General features: G+C 45.6%; 15 protein-coding genes and 1 pseudogene. 10 read left to right on the forward strand and 6 right to left on the reverse strand.

The window, feature by feature from the left end:
• Positions 1–152: 152 nt before the first annotated feature.
• Complete coding sequence (locus tag Q0V82_RS14130; RefSeq protein ID WP_297576807.1) at positions 153–323, forward strand: hypothetical protein; 171 nt, start codon at positions 153–155, stop codon at positions 321–323.
• Between the two features lie 19 nt (positions 324–342).
• Positions 343–714, forward strand: coding sequence for a diacylglycerol kinase (locus Q0V82_RS14135; protein WP_297576808.1), 372 nt, complete (start codon positions 343–345; stop codon positions 712–714).
• 38 nt (positions 715–752) lie between these two features.
• Here Q0V82_RS14135 and Q0V82_RS14140 read toward each other — a convergent pair whose 3' ends face one another.
• Genes Q0V82_RS14140 through Q0V82_RS14150 form a run of 3 tightly spaced genes read right to left on the reverse strand, consistent with a single transcriptional unit; the run spans position 753 to position 2927 of the window.
• Positions 753–1169, reverse strand: a complete 417-nt coding sequence (locus Q0V82_RS14140; protein ID WP_226764199.1) for a DUF2721 domain-containing protein — start codon at positions 1167–1169, stop codon at positions 753–755.
• The gene (locus tag Q0V82_RS14145; RefSeq protein ID WP_297576810.1) at positions 1159–1929 is read right to left on the reverse strand and encodes a LytTR family DNA-binding domain-containing protein; all 771 of its coding nucleotides are present in this window, start codon (positions 1927–1929) and stop codon (positions 1159–1161) included. Before Q0V82_RS14145 ends, Q0V82_RS14140 begins: the two co-directional genes overlap by 11 nt.
• Before the next feature lie 2 nt (positions 1930–1931).
• The gene (locus Q0V82_RS14150; RefSeq protein WP_297576811.1) at positions 1932–2927 is read right to left on the reverse strand and encodes a sensor histidine kinase; all 996 of its coding nucleotides are present in this window, start codon (positions 2925–2927) and stop codon (positions 1932–1934) included.
• A 57-nt stretch (positions 2928–2984) separates the two neighbouring features.
• Between Q0V82_RS14150 and Q0V82_RS14155 the strand changes: the two genes are divergently transcribed.
• Together Q0V82_RS14155 and parE are read left to right on the forward strand one after the other, a co-directional pair.
• A complete protein-coding gene (locus Q0V82_RS14155; RefSeq protein ID WP_297576812.1) occupies positions 2985–4478 on the forward strand; it encodes a YifB family Mg chelatase-like AAA ATPase in 1494 nt (497 codons plus the stop codon).
• A 293-nt stretch (positions 4479–4771) separates the two neighbouring features.
• Complete coding sequence (gene parE, locus Q0V82_RS14160) at positions 4772–6745, forward strand: DNA topoisomerase IV subunit B (RefSeq protein WP_297576813.1); 1974 nt, start codon at positions 4772–4774, stop codon at positions 6743–6745.
• Positions 6746–6947: 202 nt separating this feature from the next.
• Here parE and Q0V82_RS16600 read toward each other — a convergent pair whose 3' ends face one another.
• The gene (locus Q0V82_RS16600) at positions 6948–7364 is read right to left on the reverse strand and encodes a CZB domain-containing protein (protein WP_374758552.1); all 417 of its coding nucleotides are present in this window, start codon (positions 7362–7364) and stop codon (positions 6948–6950) included.
• Positions 7356–7625 (reverse strand): annotated as a pseudogene (locus Q0V82_RS16605) (methyl-accepting chemotaxis protein); the annotation flags it as partial. The pseudogene Q0V82_RS16605 and the gene Q0V82_RS16600, both read right to left, overlap by 9 nt.
• Positions 7626–8243: 618 nt before the next feature.
• Here Q0V82_RS16605 and Q0V82_RS14170 point away from each other — a divergent pair.
• The 3 genes from Q0V82_RS14170 (at position 8244) to Q0V82_RS14180 (ending at position 11664) form a co-directional block, all read left to right on the forward strand.
• Positions 8244–9077 (forward strand): transporter substrate-binding domain-containing protein, encoded by an 834-nt coding sequence (locus Q0V82_RS14170; RefSeq protein WP_297576815.1) that lies wholly within the window; start codon positions 8244–8246, stop codon positions 9075–9077.
• Positions 9078–9325: 248 nt separating this feature from the next.
• Complete coding sequence (locus Q0V82_RS14175; protein WP_297576816.1) at positions 9326–10528, forward strand: branched-chain amino acid ABC transporter substrate-binding protein; 1203 nt, start codon at positions 9326–9328, stop codon at positions 10526–10528.
• A gap of 161 nt (positions 10529–10689) precedes the next feature.
• Positions 10690–11664: a M14 family metallocarboxypeptidase gene (locus Q0V82_RS14180; protein WP_297576817.1), complete on the forward strand. Its 975-nt coding sequence runs from the start codon at positions 10690–10692 to the stop codon at positions 11662–11664.
• A gap of 80 nt (positions 11665–11744) precedes the next feature.
• Here Q0V82_RS14180 and Q0V82_RS14185 read toward each other — a convergent pair whose 3' ends face one another.
• Positions 11745–14285: an EAL domain-containing protein gene (locus Q0V82_RS14185; protein ID WP_297576818.1), complete on the reverse strand. Its 2541-nt coding sequence runs from the start codon at positions 14283–14285 to the stop codon at positions 11745–11747.
• Between the two features lie 187 nt (positions 14286–14472).
• Here Q0V82_RS14185 and parC point away from each other — a divergent pair, with 187 nt between their 5' ends.
• The 3 genes from parC to Q0V82_RS14200 all read left to right on the forward strand — a co-directional run bounded on the left by parC (position 14473) and on the right by Q0V82_RS14200 (position 17685).
• Positions 14473–16842, forward strand: a complete 2370-nt coding sequence (parC, locus tag Q0V82_RS14190) for a DNA topoisomerase IV subunit A (RefSeq protein ID WP_297576819.1) — start codon at positions 14473–14475, stop codon at positions 16840–16842.
• Positions 16843–17394, forward strand: coding sequence for a D-alanyl-D-alanine carboxypeptidase family protein (locus tag Q0V82_RS14195; protein WP_297576820.1), 552 nt, complete (start codon positions 16843–16845; stop codon positions 17392–17394).
• A 117-nt stretch (positions 17395–17511) separates the two neighbouring features.
• On the forward strand, positions 17512–17685 hold the full coding sequence (locus tag Q0V82_RS14200; protein WP_297576821.1) for a hypothetical protein: 174 nt from the start codon (positions 17512–17514) through the stop codon (positions 17683–17685).
• Positions 17686–17763: the final 78 nt, after the last annotated feature.

Consider the following 17763-nt stretch of genomic DNA (forward strand, 5'->3'; position numbering starts at 1 on the left):
GGAAAAACTGATCGAGCTAAAGACAGGGTTTTCAATCAAATTTTCCGCATACCCTATTAATTATTATATTATTCTCGTTTTTAATTGTTTATAGTACTTATTTTTTTGCGCCTATTTTAGTTATGCTTCAAGGAATGAAGGCTAGCGAGGCAATGAAATTGTCATTTATAGCATTTTGGCGTAATTGGCAGCCGATTTTAATTATGTCCGTGATTGGTGGAGTATTTTTATTTTTAGCCATGCTACCAATGTTTTTAGGTTTGATTGTTGCGTTGCCAGTTGCTTTATTAACAAGTTATATTTGTTATGCCGATATATTTTAATATTAACTGGAGAATCTGAGTGAGTGAAAGTCCCTTTAAAGGTAAAACAGGTGCAAAACGAGTATTAAATGCATTGGGTTATTCAATTGATGGTTTAAAAGCGGGTTGGATAAATGAGGCTGCATTTCGCCAAGTTAGTTTATTGGCGATTATTGGTATTCCATTGTCGTTTTTTCTAGTTATGCCTGCATGGGCTCATGCGATTGTTGTTGCAAGTCATTTAGTTACGGTGATTGTTGAACTATTAAATTCAGCAATTGAAGCCGCTGTTGATCATACTTCTTTAGCTAAGCATGACTTGGCAAAAAGAGCTAAAGATTTAGGTAGTGCAGCACAATTAATTTGTTTGCTTAATTTAGCTTCAATGTGGATTTTAGCTTTACTAGCATAAAAAAACGGGCTAAAGCCCGTTTTTTTATAATGTATAATCTATTTTTTAGGTTGTTTTATCTCATCTTCAATATCAGATAATAAAATCTTTAGTGCAGAATCAGAAACCATCACTTCTTGTAAACACAATATTAATGATCCTATCATTAATATTAAGCTAGCAACAAATAAACCTTGCGCTAGCTGATCTAAATTAATTGCCATAAAAATCATTGAAATGATGCACAGTAATAAGCTAGTAATACCAAAAGCTTGCATGTAACGAATAAGCCAAACACGCTTTCTTAGATTGGCTAACTGGCGCAAAATATTAACATGTGGATTACTACGGTGATGATCATAAAGCTGGCGAATAATGCTAGAAATAGTTAAAAATCGATTCGTGTAGGCCAGCATTAATAAGGAAATAGCAGGAAATAATAATGAAGGGGTATTAATACTAAAATTATCCATCATGACCTTTTTTGAAATCTTTAATAATATGTTGTTGGCGACGACTTACAGGTAATCGCTCTGGCACATCGCGTAATATAACCACCCAATGTGCCTCGCCACCGGTTTGCACTTCGCGTTCGAATCCAGCAATATTATCGCGTGAGACTAAACAATTGCGATGTATTCGGACAAATTTTGATCCAAATTCATCTTCAAGCTTAGTTAATGAATCTTCAAGTAAGTATTCACGATCACGAGTACGCAATGTAATGTATTTTTGTTCCGCTTTTAAAAAGCGAGCTTCACTGACTGGAATTAAATGCACTCGTCCACGTTCAGTCACGCTGAAATGGCTACGAGCACCTTCAATGATTGCTTGATTACTTGGCATATGATGTTGCTGCCTTTGTTCTACGACTCGTTTTAATGCTGTAAGTAGACGATCTTGTCGAATTGGCTTGAGTAAATAATCTACCGCACGCACATCAAATGCAGCAACGCCATAATCTTCAAATGCGGTCGCAAAAATAACGGCAGGTGGCTTGGCTAAATGCATTAATTTTTTGGCGACCTCAATACCACTCATTTGTGGCATTTGGATATCTAAAATCACCACATCAATGTCATGCTCTGCAATTTGCGGTAGCGCACTCATGCCATTGGTTGCTGTGCCAATGACCTGATTTGGACATTCTTGGGCGCAATCATTTAGAAGGTCTTGTAGTCGGTTGAGTGCCGGTAATTCGTCATCAACGAGAAAGAGTCGTAACGCAGTATTCATTGTTAAAGCTCCCGATAGGGCAGCATGATATGTATTTGATAATAGTCGTTTCCTGTATTGATGCTGAGATTTGCTTCGGCATCATAATAAAGCAGTAAACGCTCGCGTACATTCTCTTGTGCCATGCCATTACCGCGTCGTAGCGGTGTACTATTTAAAAGAGGATTTCGAATGTTGATGTGTACTTCCTCACGCACTCGAAATATATTCAATTGAATAATCCCAGGTTCGATGTTGGGCTCAACACCATGATAAATTGCATTTTCTAGCAATGGTTGCAAAATCAACGGTGGGATCAGGGCGTTTTTAGGCATCTTGTCGATATGCCATTCAACTTGTAAGCGATCACCTAAACGTACCTTTTCAATTTCAAGATAACCTTGCGCCAATTCGACTTCGCGCGCCATTGTGGAAAGACCTGTCTCTGTACCCATGGCTACGCGAAAGAGTTCAGACAGGTTCTCTAGTAGCCGTTCTGCTAACTTTGGCTGACTTCGTATTAAAGATAGCACCGCATTCAAACTATTAAAGAAAAAATGCGGTCTTATTCTTGCCTGTAAGGCGACAAGTCTGGCCTCGGCTAAGCGCGGCGATAGGGCGCGAATCCAAAGTTGGTAATAATGCAGCAGCAAAAATGTCACGCAGAGCGTAATAAACTCAAAGCGCCAAGGTACGACGCTCTGATCAAGCGGGATTAAATTTTGAAAAAGATTAGATATGCTAAACGCGACACAGAAAACCCAGATCAATACGCTGATCACGGCATTTTGGTAGTTCATTTTTTGTAATGGAGTACGGATTACTGCCAACCCTGCTAATGAAATGAGTAGGACGGGTTCAACCCATAAACTAATCTCAGTCAGTTTGTTGATCCATTCATTCCAGCGGTTAATACTGATAAATACATAAATCAAGACACCTAAATGCACCAAGACTAAGGCACGCAACACCACACCTAAATTTCGGAAATTAGGCATTAAAATCGTTGATTGTTCCATTAAATCTGATTTTCCTGCTTACACTGTATAAATTAGCATAGCATTTGTGAATGAATCATGTCGCTTGCCGTTTTGTATTCTCGAGCGTTAGATGGCTTATCTGCGCAGTCGGTTACCGTTGAAGTGCATCTGGCTAATGGCTTGCCCGCATTTAATTTAGTGGGATTGGCCGATACTGAAGTTCGTGAATCTCGTGAACGGGTTCGAGCGGCATTGCAAGTCGCTGGTTTTGAATTTCCTAATCGCCGGATCACGGTTAATTTAGCCCCAGCCGATTTACCCAAAGGGGCAGGGCATTATGATTTAGCGATTGCGGTGGGTGTTTTAGCTGCAAGTGGGCAATTACCCTGTGAGCATTTAGCCGATTACGAATTTGCAGGTGAATTAGGTTTAACTGGGCAATTACGCTCAGTGCGCGGTGGCTTGGCCTTCGCAATGGCGGCGCGTGATGCACAACGAACACTGATTATTAGTGCCAGTAGTAGCCATGAAGCCGCCTTAATTCAAAACGCAACGATCTTGTCTGCCGCGCATTTACTCGAAGTTTGCCACCATCTGACTGGCACTCAATCGTTGGTTACAGCTTTAGCGCCAACGGATAGGGCGACTCCAATTTATCCTGATTTAGCCGATGTGAAGGGGCAGTCTGCCGCCCGACGTGGGCTTGAGGTGGCGGCCGCGGGTAATCATTCTTTATTACTGATCGGTCCACCAGGAACGGGTAAGTCAATGTTGGCGCAGCGGCTGCCTGGTATATTGCCGCCCTTATTAGAATTTGAAGCGCTAGAGGCGGCGGCGATTCAGTCCTTAGGCCAAAATGGACTTGATCTGCAGAGTGTCGGTCAGCGGCCCTTTCGTAGCCCGCACCATACGGCGTCCAGCGTGGCATTAGTTGGGGGCGGCAGTATTCCGCAACCTGGAGAGATCTCACTGGCGCATCACGGGGTGCTGTTTTTAGATGAGCTACCCGAATTCGATCGAAAAGTTTTAGAGGTATTGCGCGAGCCACTGGAGAGCGGAAAAATTCATATTTCGCGCGCAGCACGGCAAGCTGAATTCCCCGCGCGATTTCAACTGGTGGCGGCGATGAATCCTTGCCCTTGTGGATATTTGGGGCATTTGAAGAAAGCATGTCGTTGCTCGCCAGAGCAAGTGCTGCGCTATCGAGGCCGCATTTCTGGACCATTACTGGATCGTATTGATATGGTGGTCGAAGTACCGGCGATTCCCGATACGGTGTTATTGGCCAAGGGGCCAAGTGAAGGCAGTCTATTGGTGCGTGAACGGGTTTGTGCGGCTCGTGCGCGGCAGCTAGCACGCCAAGGTCATAACAATTCAACTTTACTCGGGGCGGCCATGGAAACCCATTGCCAAACGGACGCCGCAGGCTTGGCCATGTTGCAAAATGCGATTCAAAAATTAGCCTGGTCTGCACGGGCGTATCATCGAGTATTACGTGTTGCACGAACGATTGCTGATTTAGCCGGTAGTGAGGCGATTTTAACGCCGCATTTGGCTGAGGCGATTCAATATCGTCGGGGTATTGAATGAATGTATTGCTCTATAAGCCTTGTAAATCATGGTTTTCATCGATATACCCAAGTTGATACTATTCTATACATCGATAGCACTGCATCAAATATGCTGAAGCCGCATCAATCAACGTGAGTGCGTTCAATGCATAGCTCAGTGTGATTGGCTGAATCTAATTTAGATTTTCAATATTGAATATTCGCACCTGGCTTGCGCAAGACATCGTGGTTGTGGATATTTGAAACGATGTCGTTTCAGGCTTTCTCTGCTAGACTTCCCTCCAATCATTTTTACCGGTTTCACGTGAAACAATGGCAGCTCCTAAATACGACGAATCTTCCGTTAAGGTTTTAAAAGGCCTTGATCCAGTCCGCCACCGTCCTGGCATGTACACCCGCACAGATAATCCCTTGCATATTTGCCAAGAGGTGATTGATAACGCTGCCGATGAGGCGCTTGGCGGTTATGCCTCGCAAATTGATGTGGTGCTGTACCGTAATCAATCGATGCGCGTTGCGGATAATGGTCGAGGTATTCCGGTTGGTTTACATCCTGAAGAGGGTGTGCCCACGGTGCAAGTGGTATTTACTCAGCTACATGCTGGCGGTAAATTTGATAAAAAAGACGGTGGCGCTTATGCCTTCTCGGGTGGTTTACACGGCGTTGGTGTTTCGGTTACCAATGCCTTGTCGACACGACTAGAGGTTGAAGTTCGTCGCGAAGGACAAATTAACCGCCTAGTTTTTTCTGGTGGCGATGTGATTGAGCCCTTGCTCGTTACTGGAACATGTCTAAAAAAAGATACCGGAACGCGGGTTTTTGTTGAACCGGATGCTAAATATTTTGATAGCCCAACCATTCCGGTTGCCGATCTTGAGCATTTATTAAAATCTAAAGCGGTGCTTCTGCCTGGGCTGATCGTTACGCTCAATATTGAGCAAGCGAATGGTGAATTACTCGAAAAACGTTGGTGTTATCCAGACGGTTTGTTGGGTTATCTCAATGAGCAAGTTGCCGGTTATACCCAGCTGATCCCTATTTTGCAGGGCGAAAAATACATCGAAGGTGAAGATGAGGTTTTCTCGCGCGGCGAAGGTTGTGCTTGGGCGCTGACGTGGACTGAAGACGGTAGCGTAAATCGCGAATCGTATGTGAATTTGATTCCAACGCCAGCCGGCGGAACGCATGAGTCTGGCCTGCGAGATGGGGTGTTTCAAGTCGTAAAAACGTTTATTGATTTTCATAACTTGCTGCCCAAAGGCGTGAAGTTACTGCCGGAAGATCTATTTAGCCGCTGCTCATTTGTATTAAGCGCCAAAGTGCTCGACCCGCAGTTCCAAGGTCAAACCAAAGACAAACTTACCAGTCGTGATGGCCTCAAACTGGTATCGGCGATGGTGCGCTCGCCATTTGAGTTATGGCTGAATGAACACGTTGATTTGGGTAAAAAACTCGCCGAACTCGCCATTCGCGCCGCGCAATCGCGGCAGAAAAACGCGCAAAAAGTCGAAAAGAAAAAATCCTCTGGTGTAGCGGTATTGCCGGGTAAATTGACCGATTGCGCCTCGGATGAAACCGAGCGCTGTGAGTTATTTCTCGTCGAGGGGGATTCGGCGGGCGGTTCGGCCAAAATGGGTCGCGATAAAGATTTTCAAGCGATTTTGCCGCTGCGCGGTAAGGTGCTCAATACTTGGGAAGTCGATAAAGATCAGATTTTTGGCAATAACGAAGTCCACGATATGGCGGTCGCCATTGGCGTTGACCCGCATACGCTCGATAGCGGCGCAGATATGAGCGGCCTACGTTACGGCAAAGTGATTATTATGTCCGATGCGGACGTGGATGGATCGCACATTCAAGTGTTGCTGCTGACGCTGTTTTATCGCCATTTCCCGCAGTTGGTGGCTAACGGCCACATCTATGTCGCGCAGCCGCCGTTGTATCGCGTTGACGTGGGTGGCAGTGGTAAAAACAAACCGCCACGCAAATTTTATGCGCTCGACGACGGTGAGTTGACTGCGATTTTAGATAAACTCAAGGGTGAAAAACTACGTGAGTCTGCATGGAATATTTCACGTTTCAAAGGCTTGGGTGAAATGAACGCCGAGCAATTGTTCGACACGACGATGAATCCCGACACGCGCCGCGTGATGCGGGTGTCGATTCATTCCGATGTGGCGGCCAATACCCGTGATGTGATGAATATGTTGATGAGTAAGTCCGAAGCCTCTAGCCGCCGTGCATGGCTGGAAGCACGTGGGAATGAGGTTGAGGCTGACTTATAATAGGTATTGGCTTGTAGCCCTTTATATTTAAAGCATCTATTGAGATACCCAAAAATAAAAACCCGCGATTGCGGGTTTTTTTGTGGCTAAATTGAAGCCCTGTCAAATCGTTACTGGCATTTGATCGGGCAAAAGCAGCTACAACAAGTGTTGCGCATGCAATTCGATCAAAGCAAATTATGATTAAGTTAGTTTTGGCTGTTTAATCAATTAACTTATCTAAAATATGAATCATTTTTAAACTGGTATTTTCCATTCGATTGAGCGCTTCAATCACTTGTGATTTTTGCCCGGCTTGCCATGCGCTAAAGGCTTGGCTACCCATTTGATGAATTTCATTATGCGGCACTTCTAATTCGCGATAAGCCGGATGATTTCCCGCTTGTGCTTTGCCTTCACCTTCGTAATACCAGCGACCAAACCGGCATTGATGTGGATCATTGAGATTTGGCATGGCAGCGCCACCGGCAACGCTTTCGTAAACTTTAAATTTAAATGCAATATGCTCGATTTTACTCACTTCAACAAAAGTATTGAGCCGATTTGCAGCCACCAGTGTTTCCATCTCGGCGGAAATTTTTATCAATAAACTCATTTCATTGGCTGCATTGCTGCCCATTGCACTAAATTGGGCGGTTTGCTCGGCCAGGGTGTTCATTGTGGATTTAACCGATTGGGTTTCAGTACGAATATCACCCACTAATTGACTAATGTCTTTAGTTGCAGATCCGGTGCGCTCTGCGAGTTTACGAACTTCATCGGCAACAACAGCAAAACCCCGGCCTTGCTCGCCAGCACGCGCGGCTTCAATTGCCGCATTCAGAGCCAATAGATTGGTTTGATCGGCAATTTCTTTGATCATTTGCACGATGCCGCTAATTTGATCAGATTGCTGATTAAGTTTATCGACGTCACTGACTGATTGTATTGCCGTGCTGGATAGTTGATTTAAGCTATTTGCAATCGTATTAATTGTTTGATTATTGTCTTGGGCCACGCGAGATAAATCAGCAGCGCAGCGTAATTCTGCTTGCATTTTATCGGTAAGATGGCCGATAGAGTGTGCACTTAATTTGAGCGACTCACCAAATAAATCCATAGTCTTGAATAAAGATTGATAGTATTTTCCATCGCCATTATCTTGCACTTGTAAACTGGAGATAAATTGTTGATCACTATTTAGCTTTGTGTTTTCTTTTTTTAGTTGTGCGTTCTCTGCATGCAACTGACGAATTTGTTCATTTAAATCGGTAATGTATTTTTTATCAGTAAAGAACATTTTAGTCTCCACAATGTTTAAGCGACTGAGTATAGCGAATAATTTTGCCGGAACGCTTTTGTGGTGGTGATAGCGTGGTAAATAGCGACGCTTTGTGGTTTGACGTGATTATGTTTTTTGTTTAATAAATTTAATAATAAACAAGCGGGGAAACTACTGATTCGATTAAAATCCGCTCTCCGTATGATTTGCTACTTACAGAGTAATGGATGAATCGTCATGAAAAAATGGATTGTGATTGCTGCGGCAATCATCGCCGCGCCAGTGTTGTATTTTTCGCTAATACAAAAAAATACCTCAACGTCGACCACTCAAATCGCCAGTGCGACGACTGAATCGCAGCCCCTTTTGCGAATTGCCCTCGAGGGTAAATATCCACCATTTGAATATTTAGATAAAAACCAGCAATTAGTCGGTTTCAATATTGATTTGGCCAATGCGCTATGCAAAGAAATGGCGGTGAAGTGCAGTATTGAGCGTTATGAATGGGATGATTTAATTCCTGCGGTGCAAGATAAAAAAGCCGATGCGATTATTGCTACGATGTCGATCACTGATGAGCGTGAAAAATTAGTCCAGTTTACGCAACCTTATGCACGGGTTCCTGCCGCATATTTAGCTAAAAATAGTCGTCAATTTATTTTGCCGGTGATGACGCCAGAACGCTTAGCAGGGAAAACCATTGGTGTAGTTTCAAATACTACGTTTGCCAACTATCTGACAGCTGAATTTGATAATAGCAAAGTAAAACTAAAGCACTATCCTGATGCCGATGCTTTATTACTAGGGATGAATAACAATGAAGTGGATTTAGTATTTGGTGATAGCGCCGTGTTCGGCGAGTTTTTACGCGATCCACGCCATGCTAAAGACTACAATTATGTCGGTAATATCATCAAGGGCGATCCACGATTAGGACGAGGCGAAGCGATTGCTTTGGCTAAAGATGATCATGAAATGGTGGCAAAATTTAATAAAGCTTTAGACCAACTCATTAAATCGGGCCAATATCAAGAAATGCAGTTTAAATATTTTACTTTACAGGTTTTGTAAAAAACAAAAGCCCTAATATGATATTGGGGCTTTTAAGTAGGCGCTTTGTAATGCGGCGATGCTCATTGGAAATTCGAAAAATAAAACCGCTGTGCTTGATTGCAAATTAATCATTAGTTTGAACTGACGATCGACTACAGGAATACCCTAGTATTCCTGTATGGCATGCTACTGCATGATGCGTTGAGCCTTACAATTATTGGTATTAATGCCGATCCGTCTTTTTCTCTGTTTTGGAATGTCCTGAAATGAATATCACTTCTTATAGTTTGATTGCTGCGGCCGTGATGGGTTTGGCTGCGTGTGGTAAACAAGCGCCTGTTGGCAGCGAAGCGGCGAGCACGCCGGCGGCGGCGGAAGAGCCAAGCCAGTCGGTGATTAAAATTGGGCATTCAGCGGCTTTAACTGGCCCAGCTGCGCATTTTGGTAAAGACAATGAAAACGGCGTGAAGCTGGCGATTGATGAAATCAATGCGGCGGGTGGAGTGGATATTGCTGGTAAAAAAATGAAATTAGAAATGATTTCAGAAGACGACCAAGGTGATCCAAAAACTGCGACCACGGTGGCGCAGCGTTTTGTTGATGCCAATGTGGCGGGTGTTATTGGTCATATGAATTCAGGAACGACGATTCCTGCGTCAAAAATTTATTCTGATGCGGGCATTGCGCAAATTTCACCATCGGCCACTGCGGTGAATTACACCAACCAAGGTTTTAAAACGGCATTTCGAGTAATGGCCAATGATGCACAGCAAGGTAAAGTGCTGGGCCAATACGCGGTGAGTAAATTGGGCGCGAAAAAAATTGCCATCATTGATGATCGCACAGCATACGGCCAAGGCTTGGCCGATGAATTTGAAATTGCGGCCAAAGCCGCTGGCGCGCAAATTGTTAAGCGCGAATTTAGTAATAACCAAGAAACTGATTTTAATGCGGTATTAACCAGCATTAAAGGCAGTAAACCGGATTTGATTTTTTACGGCGGCATGGATGCTCAAGCTGCGCCAATGAAAAAACAAGCTAAAAAGCTGGGCTTAAATGTCATTATCATGGGTGGCGATGGCTCGCAAACGCCTGAATTCATTAAACTTGCCGGTGTGGATGCGGATGGCATGTATGCCACAAGCCCAGGCACACCTAAAGATCAGTTGGCTGGCGGCAAGGCATTCTTAGAAAAATTCAAAGCTAAATTTGGCAATGAGGTGCAGCTGTATTCTCCATATTGCTACGATTCAGTGAATATGATGGTCAAAGCGATGCAAGAAGCGGGCTCGGCTGATCCAGCAAAATATCTACCAAAATTAGCCGCAATGAAATACGAAGGGGTTACCGGACCGATTTCGTTTGATGCCAAAGGCGATATCAATAATGGCGCGATTACGGTTTACACCGTTAAAAACGGTCAATGGCAAGTTCTAGAAGTCATTGGTGGTGCGGCGGCGGTCAAATAAGCCACGGATAGCAACAAAGATCAGGCGCCTTCGGGCGCCTTTTTTTATGCTTGGATTATTTTGGATTTTTTTCTGCGGTTTTTTTCGCCATACCAGCACGCTTGCGACGCGGTGTTGCGATGGTATAGTTGAATAACTGAGTAATTTTAAGGCGTATCCTCATGACAAAATCGAGCACTGTAAATCAGCCTATTTATCCGATCGGTACATTGGGTATAGCTTGGCAAGCAAAGGAAAAAGCCGATTGGCTGGCGATACAGCAAAGAAAACGCAATTATTGGGATGAAGTAGTTAGCCCATTAACTGCCTTATTATTAGATCGAGATTCGCCACTGGCCGATTGGGCCGAGTTGGTGGAATATGCGGTGTTGGACTATCAGCCTCAGGGTTTGGCGCAGTATCCATTGTTTGCTGTACGTAGCCGTGATTGGCAAGCGCATCGTCCAACGGTCTTAGTCACTGGTGGGGTACATGGTTATGAAACCAGTGGCGTGCAAGGGGCATTGCAATTTATTGCCCAAAAATTGAGCCATTATCAGGCTGGGGTGAATTTATTAATTTTGCCGTGCATTAGCCCTTGGGCTTATGAAACGATTAATCGCTGGAATCCGCTGGCTATTGATCCCAATCGCGCTTTTGTCGAGCATAGCCCAGCCGCAGAATCCGCCGCTGCGATGGCCTTTATTCGCGCACAAACCCAAAAAGTGGCGTTGCATATCGATTTGCACGAAACAACCGATACCGACAATTCAGAATTTGGTCCGGCTAAAGCCGCTCGTGATGGTGTGGCTTTTGAATATCACGATATTCCGGATGGCTTTTATTTGGTTGGCGATAGCGAAAATCCTCAGCCTGAATTTCAAGGCGCTTTAATCTCTGCGGTTAGCCAAGTAACGCATATTGCTGTGGCTGATGCAGCAGGCTGCCTGATTGGTGAACCATTGCAGCAATTGGGGGTGATCAATTATGCTAAAAAAGCCTTGGGTCTTTGCGGTGGCATGACCGATGCGATGTATGTCACGACGACCGAGGTGTATCCCGATAGCCCCAAGGCTAGCGCTGAGCAATGCAATCGAGCGCAAGTGGTCACCATCTGCGCGGCGATTGATTATGTTTTGCAGCATGAGAATAAATAGCTTGGGTCGGCGCTGATGATTCGCGCAAGGTATTAGCGATATAGAAATTCAAACAACATGGGTATATTAGTCCAATCCTTTTAAATCAAAGTATTGGACAATATACCTTTGTTTTTTTGCTGGTCATTTTGTTGAATGATATCGTCGGACCATGCCGCTAACGGCGCAGGTCGCCCAAAGAAATACCCTTGAACCCGCTGGCAACCGAGTTCGCGTAAGCGGTTGGCTTGGGCTTCGGTTTCTACCCCTTCACCGACTAAAATCACTTTAAAACCGGCAGCCATACTGATAATGGCCGAGACAATCGCTTCGTCTTGAATGTTTTCGAGCATTCTGGCGATAAAGGATTGATCGATTTTAAGGTAGTCAAAATCAAATTGATGCAAATACGCTAACGATGAATAGCCGGTGCCAAAGTCATCAATCGCAATGCCAACGCCAAGCGCGCGAACACGGCGAATTAATTTGGCGACCACTTCGCTTTGGGTGACTAAGCAAGATTCAGTGATTTCTAGGGTGAGGTTATGTGCCGGTAAACCAGTGGTTTGCAAAATAAACTGCAGTTGCTCATAAAAATCAGATTGAATTAATTGCCGTACCGAGACATTCACATGCACGTCAAAATCAGCCCGCCAGCCGGCTTTGAGCTGATTGGCAATTTGCTGGCAAGACTCTCGCAATACCCAATTACCAATTTGTAAAATCAGTCCGGAATCTTCTGCGGCGGGGATAAATACCCCTGGGGAGATCATGCCGCGTGGGCTTTCCCAACGAATCAGCGCTTCTGCGCCGATGGTTTCGCCATTTTGTAGGTCAATCACCGGTTGGAAAAACACGCGGAATTCTTGCCGTTCTAGCGCCAGTTTGAGCTCAGAAGTGAGCCGTGTTTTGGCGATGGATTGCTCTATCATTTCGGCTTCAAATAAAGTATACGAGCCAAAACCTTTGGCTTTGGCCTTGCCGAGAGCCACGCTGGCATTACGCAGCCAATCATTTAAATCACTGCGTTTAAAGCGCTCATACACTGCACCAATGGATGCGGTGACGACGATTTCATCGGCTGATTGTTCGGCTTGAAAGGCTTCTGAGAAATAGGCCAAATAACGCAGCGTGGTATAGGTCGCGTCTTCTGGGCTGCTGATTTCTGGCAATAAAATCGTAAATTCAGCGCCGGCGGTACGAGCGAGCAAGGCGTTGGGTGGCAGATGCTCAAGCAGTCGCACTGAAATCGATTGCAATAGCGCATCACCGAGCTCATGGCCGACGCTGTCGTTGATGGCGCGATAGCCATCTAAACCAATTAGCAGCATCAGTTGCGACTGGCTTGGGGTATAAGCCCAATCATTGATGGCAACCGCCAGGCCGTTGCGATTCATCAGTCCGGTCATTGAGTCAAAGCGAATTTGTTGATTGAGCTGTTCAAAAGACAATGCCAGCTTGCTTGCCATTTCATTAAAGGTTTTGGTCAACAGGGCGGTTTCTTTAAGCTGAATACCTGAGCTAGGTATGGCTTGCCAATCGGTATGCCCGAGTTTTTCGGCGGCCAAGGTGGTAGAAATAATAGGCCGAGTAATACGCCCTAATACCCACCATGCTAACATGGCTACCGCCAGCCCAATCAATAAGATCACAAGCACGGTATTGCGTTGGTTTTGTTTTAGATTGCCAATCAGGTCTTTTTCGGGAATTAAAATAATGATTTGCCAATCGATACCAGGCAAATTATTCAGTGAAATCGATTGAAAATAAATCCGCTCGCCACGTAATTGAAAATGAGTTTGTAAATTAGCCCCTTGATTGAGTAAAGCACTGGCGGCACGGATTTGGGCTTGCTCACTGTCTTTGGCAAATGTACGCTGTGCGGGGGCCTGTGGTTCTGGATTAGCGGTCATTACGCTACGTGGAGAGGAGTGCGTCACTAAGCGTTGTTGTTGATCAACGATAAAGATCGCGCCATGACCTGGTAGGGCTTGCTCAAGCAAAAACTGGTTGAAGTGATCGATATTTATATCGCTCATCAAAACACCAATCAGCTGATTGACTTGGTTATACACTGGGCTGGAATACGACAAAGTGGCCGATTGCGCCTGATCGAATGTGGCGTACACGTCAGACCAACTGGCTTGACCGCTGTGGATTGCTGCTTGATACCAAGGCCGCTCTCTGGGATCGTAACCGGGAATGATTTGGCTTTCGGCACCAATCTCTGCTTGCGGATAGAGCTGAAGCTGGTTTTGAGTTCTTTGATCTTTGAGCAAGAGACGCGTGATCTGTTGATCACGAAGTAGGGCAATAAACTGGCCACTTGCGCTGCCAAAGCCGATCAGACTGAGTGCGGGTTTATTACCTAAGACATGGGTATAGGTGTTAATAAACGGCTGATTCAGTTGACTTAAATCGGTTTTTTCGTTGATGGTTTGAATTTCAAATAAATTATTGAGAATTTGATTATTTAAAATTGGAGTGGCTAAAAAATCCAGCAATTGATGCCGAACTTCATTGGCCTGTTCGGCCATGATTTTTTCAGCTAAGTTTTCAATGGCCTTATTTTGGTTTTGAAATTGCAGCCAACTACTGAGCAATAGCGCCAAAATGAGTAAGGCAGCAAAGGTAAAACTCACGGCAAATCGTAGTGATATCTTGGTTTGCAATTCGTGCTCAAGCTAATAAAAATGGGCCTTGCACACTATAACAGTATTCTTACAAATACCCTGAGTTCAATATATCTTTTGTTGTTTGTCGTTAGCGCTTTGAACCTAGCCATGCAGGCAGATAGAATACGAGGCTAGATTCACTTTGGCCTGATCCATGTCTGATGATTTACTCGACCCCGTAGAAATGCCTACAACGCCCTTGAAATCCAATCAAGCGGCTGCTGGGCGTTTTATTGCTACGCAAGTTTCTGCTGTACCTGATGATGGTGAATCCGTACAGCTAGGGCTGTACGCCGAAAAAAGTTATCTTGAATACGCCATGAGTGTGGTGAAAAGCCGCGCCTTGCCGCAAATTGAAGATGGCCAAAAACCAGTGCAGCGGCGGATTTTATACGCGATGCACGAGCTGGGTTTAAGCTCGACGGCCAAACCGATGAAATCGGCGCGGATTGTCGGTGATGTGTTGGGTAAATATCATCCGCATGGCGATCAATCGGCGTATGACGCTTTGGTGCGTATTGCTCAAGATTTTTCGCTGCGCTATCCCTTGATCGATGGGCATGGCAATTTTGGCTCACGCGATGGCGACGGCGCGGCGGCTTATCGTTACACCGAGGCGCGTTTAACGCCGGTGGCTGACCTGCTGCTCGGTGAGCTCGATAAAGGCACCACCGACTTTACGCCAAACTACGATGGCGCATTTCAAGAGCCGGTTTTGCTGCCGGCACGTTTACCCATGTTGCTACTGAATGGCGCATCGGGGATTGCGGTAGGGATGGCTACTGAAATGCCATCGCATAATTTAGGTGAAGTGGCCGATGCCAGCATCGCGCTGATTCGTAATCCAAAATTATCCACTGCTGAGTTACTGACGTATATCCAAGGCCCTGACTTGCCGGGCGGCGGGCAGATTATTTCTTCGCATAAAGATATTGCAACGGCGTATGAAAATGGCCGTGGCAGCTTGAAAGTGCGTGCCCGATGGGAAAAAGAAGAGCTGGCGCGTGGCCAATGGCAAATGGTGGTGACTGAATTACCACACGGCACGTCGAGCCAAAAAGTATTAGAAGAAATCGAAGAACTCACTAATCCCAAAGTGAAAAAAGGTAAAAAAGCGCTTAGCCAAGATCAAGTGCAAACCAAGCAATTGATTTTGAGCGTGCTCGATCGTGTTCGCGATGAGTCGGGTAAAGACAAATCAGTGCGCTTGGTATTTGAGCCAAAATCATCACGGCAAAGCTCAGATGATTTGATGAATTTGCTGCTAGCGCATACCAGCTTAGAAAGTAGCTTATCAATCAACATCGTGACCATTGGCCGAGATGGTCGACCTGGGCAAAAAACGCTGCGTGATTTAATCGCCGAGTGGATTGATTTTCGCTTTGTGACGGTGACGCGTCGTTGCCAGTATCGTCTGGGGCAAGTGGATGATCGCATCCATATTTTGGAAGGCCGCTTGCTGGTTCTGCTCAATATCGACGAAGTGATTCGCATCATCCGCCATTCGGATGAGCCTAAATCGGCGTTGATGGCCGCTTTTAATTTATCGGAACGCCAAGCTGAAGACATCCTTGAGATTCGCTTACGCCAATTGGCGCGACTGGAAGGGATCAAGATTGAGCAAGAATTGTCGGCGCTGCGTGCCGAAAAAACCGAGCTAGAACACTTGCTGGCCAATCCGGCGGCAATGCAAAAACTCATTATTAAAGAAATCGAAGCCGACAAAAAGAAATACGCCGATCGGCGCCGCACCTTGATCGAACACGCCGAACGCGCCGTTGCCGAAGTGGCGGTGGTCGATGAGCCGGTGACGATTGTTTTGTCAGAAAAAGGTTGGTTACGCGCACGCCAAGGCCATGGTCTTGATTTACAAAGCTTGAGCTTTAAAGATGGTGATAGCCAATTGGCGGCGATTGAATGCCGCACGATTGACCAGATTGCACTATTTGGTAGCGATGGCCGCGTGTATTCGATTCAAGCCTCGGTGGTGCCCGGTGGACGTGGCGATGGGGTGCCAGTCACCACTTTGGTCGATTTGGTGGCTAAAACGCGGATTAGCCAAATGCTGGCGGCTAAATTAGGCGAATGGGTGGTGCTGGCCAACTCCAGTGGCTATGGCTTTAGCTGTTTGTTTGATAATTTACTCAGTCGACAAAAAGCCGGTAAAGCATTTTTGAGCTTGGAAGAGAGTGAGACATTGCTGCGGGTGTCGACTTTTGTTCCACGTGAAACATCATTGGTGGCTTGCTTATCGACGGCAGGTAAATTGCACTTGTTTGCGTATAGCGAATTTAAGCAACTCACTGGCGGTGGTCGTGGTGTGATTACCATGGCACTCGATCCAAAAGATCAGCTCAATGCCATCACCATTTGCGACGGCTTAACGTTAACCATTAATTACACTGGGCGTGGCGGCAAGGCGCAAGAGTGGATTTTAAATGAGAACGAAATGGCGCCGTATATTGGTAAGCGAGCCAAAAAAGGTAAGCCGATTAGCACTGCATTTAAACTGCCAGGTTTTTAAATGAAAGCATATCCATCAGGTATGACGCCAGAGCTAGCATTAGCATGGGCAGAGCTGGGCATACCTTTTGAATTATTGCAAAGCCGTCATTTGACTTTGTTTGCTGAGGCCACTGAATTAATTGATGTGGCGGTGAGCGACGATGGCCGAATCTGGCAATTGATTCCTGCTGCCGCCGCGGCATGGGAGCTGATGCAGCGGGCGGCTTGGCAAGATGGTGTTGAACTACAAATTGCATCGGCTTATCGCGCCAGCACGCGGCAAGTGGAGTTAATCCAAAAAAAGTTGACTGCTGGCGTGCTGATCGACGATGTTCTGCAGGTGCTCGCGCCACCGGGGTGTAGCGAGCATCATACAGGTAGGGCGGTGGATATTTTTACTCCGGGCGGCCCTGTGGTGACGGAAGAATTTGAAAATATGCCGGCATTTGCTTGGTTAAATTCGCATGCTGCTGAGTTTGGTTTTAGTTTGTCTTTTCCACGCAACAATCGTTTTGGCTATGTGTATGAGCCTTGGCATTGGTGTTGGGCGGAGAAAAACAGCAGCAAGTGATGCAGTGCAGCATTTTCCTGACCAGTGGTAGTTCAGTTTTGCTCAATCTCAACGATATTAAAGCTAAGAGCAATAGATCAACGGCCTCTTGCCGTCGCGCTCAAAGTGATGAAGATCATGACTTACGCCATTCACCCCGTTTGGAGCACGACACAGCAGCCACAATTGATGCGTTACGGTTTATATAAAATCGGCGCTGACGGTGAGCAAGAAATCGCTCAAGCTTGCTGTCTTGAGTCCATTGAAGCATTACGCCAACAATTACTACAGCGGCCCTTGAGCGAGGGCTGATAAAAAAACAGCACGGCAAGCCGTTAATGCCGTTCACTTAAGCCAAGTGAACGGCATTTTTTATCTCCGTTACTTCGT

It is taken from the genome of uncultured Deefgea sp., assembly GCF_947072475.1.
Taxonomy (GTDB): domain Bacteria; phylum Pseudomonadota; class Gammaproteobacteria; order Burkholderiales; family Chitinibacteraceae; genus Deefgea.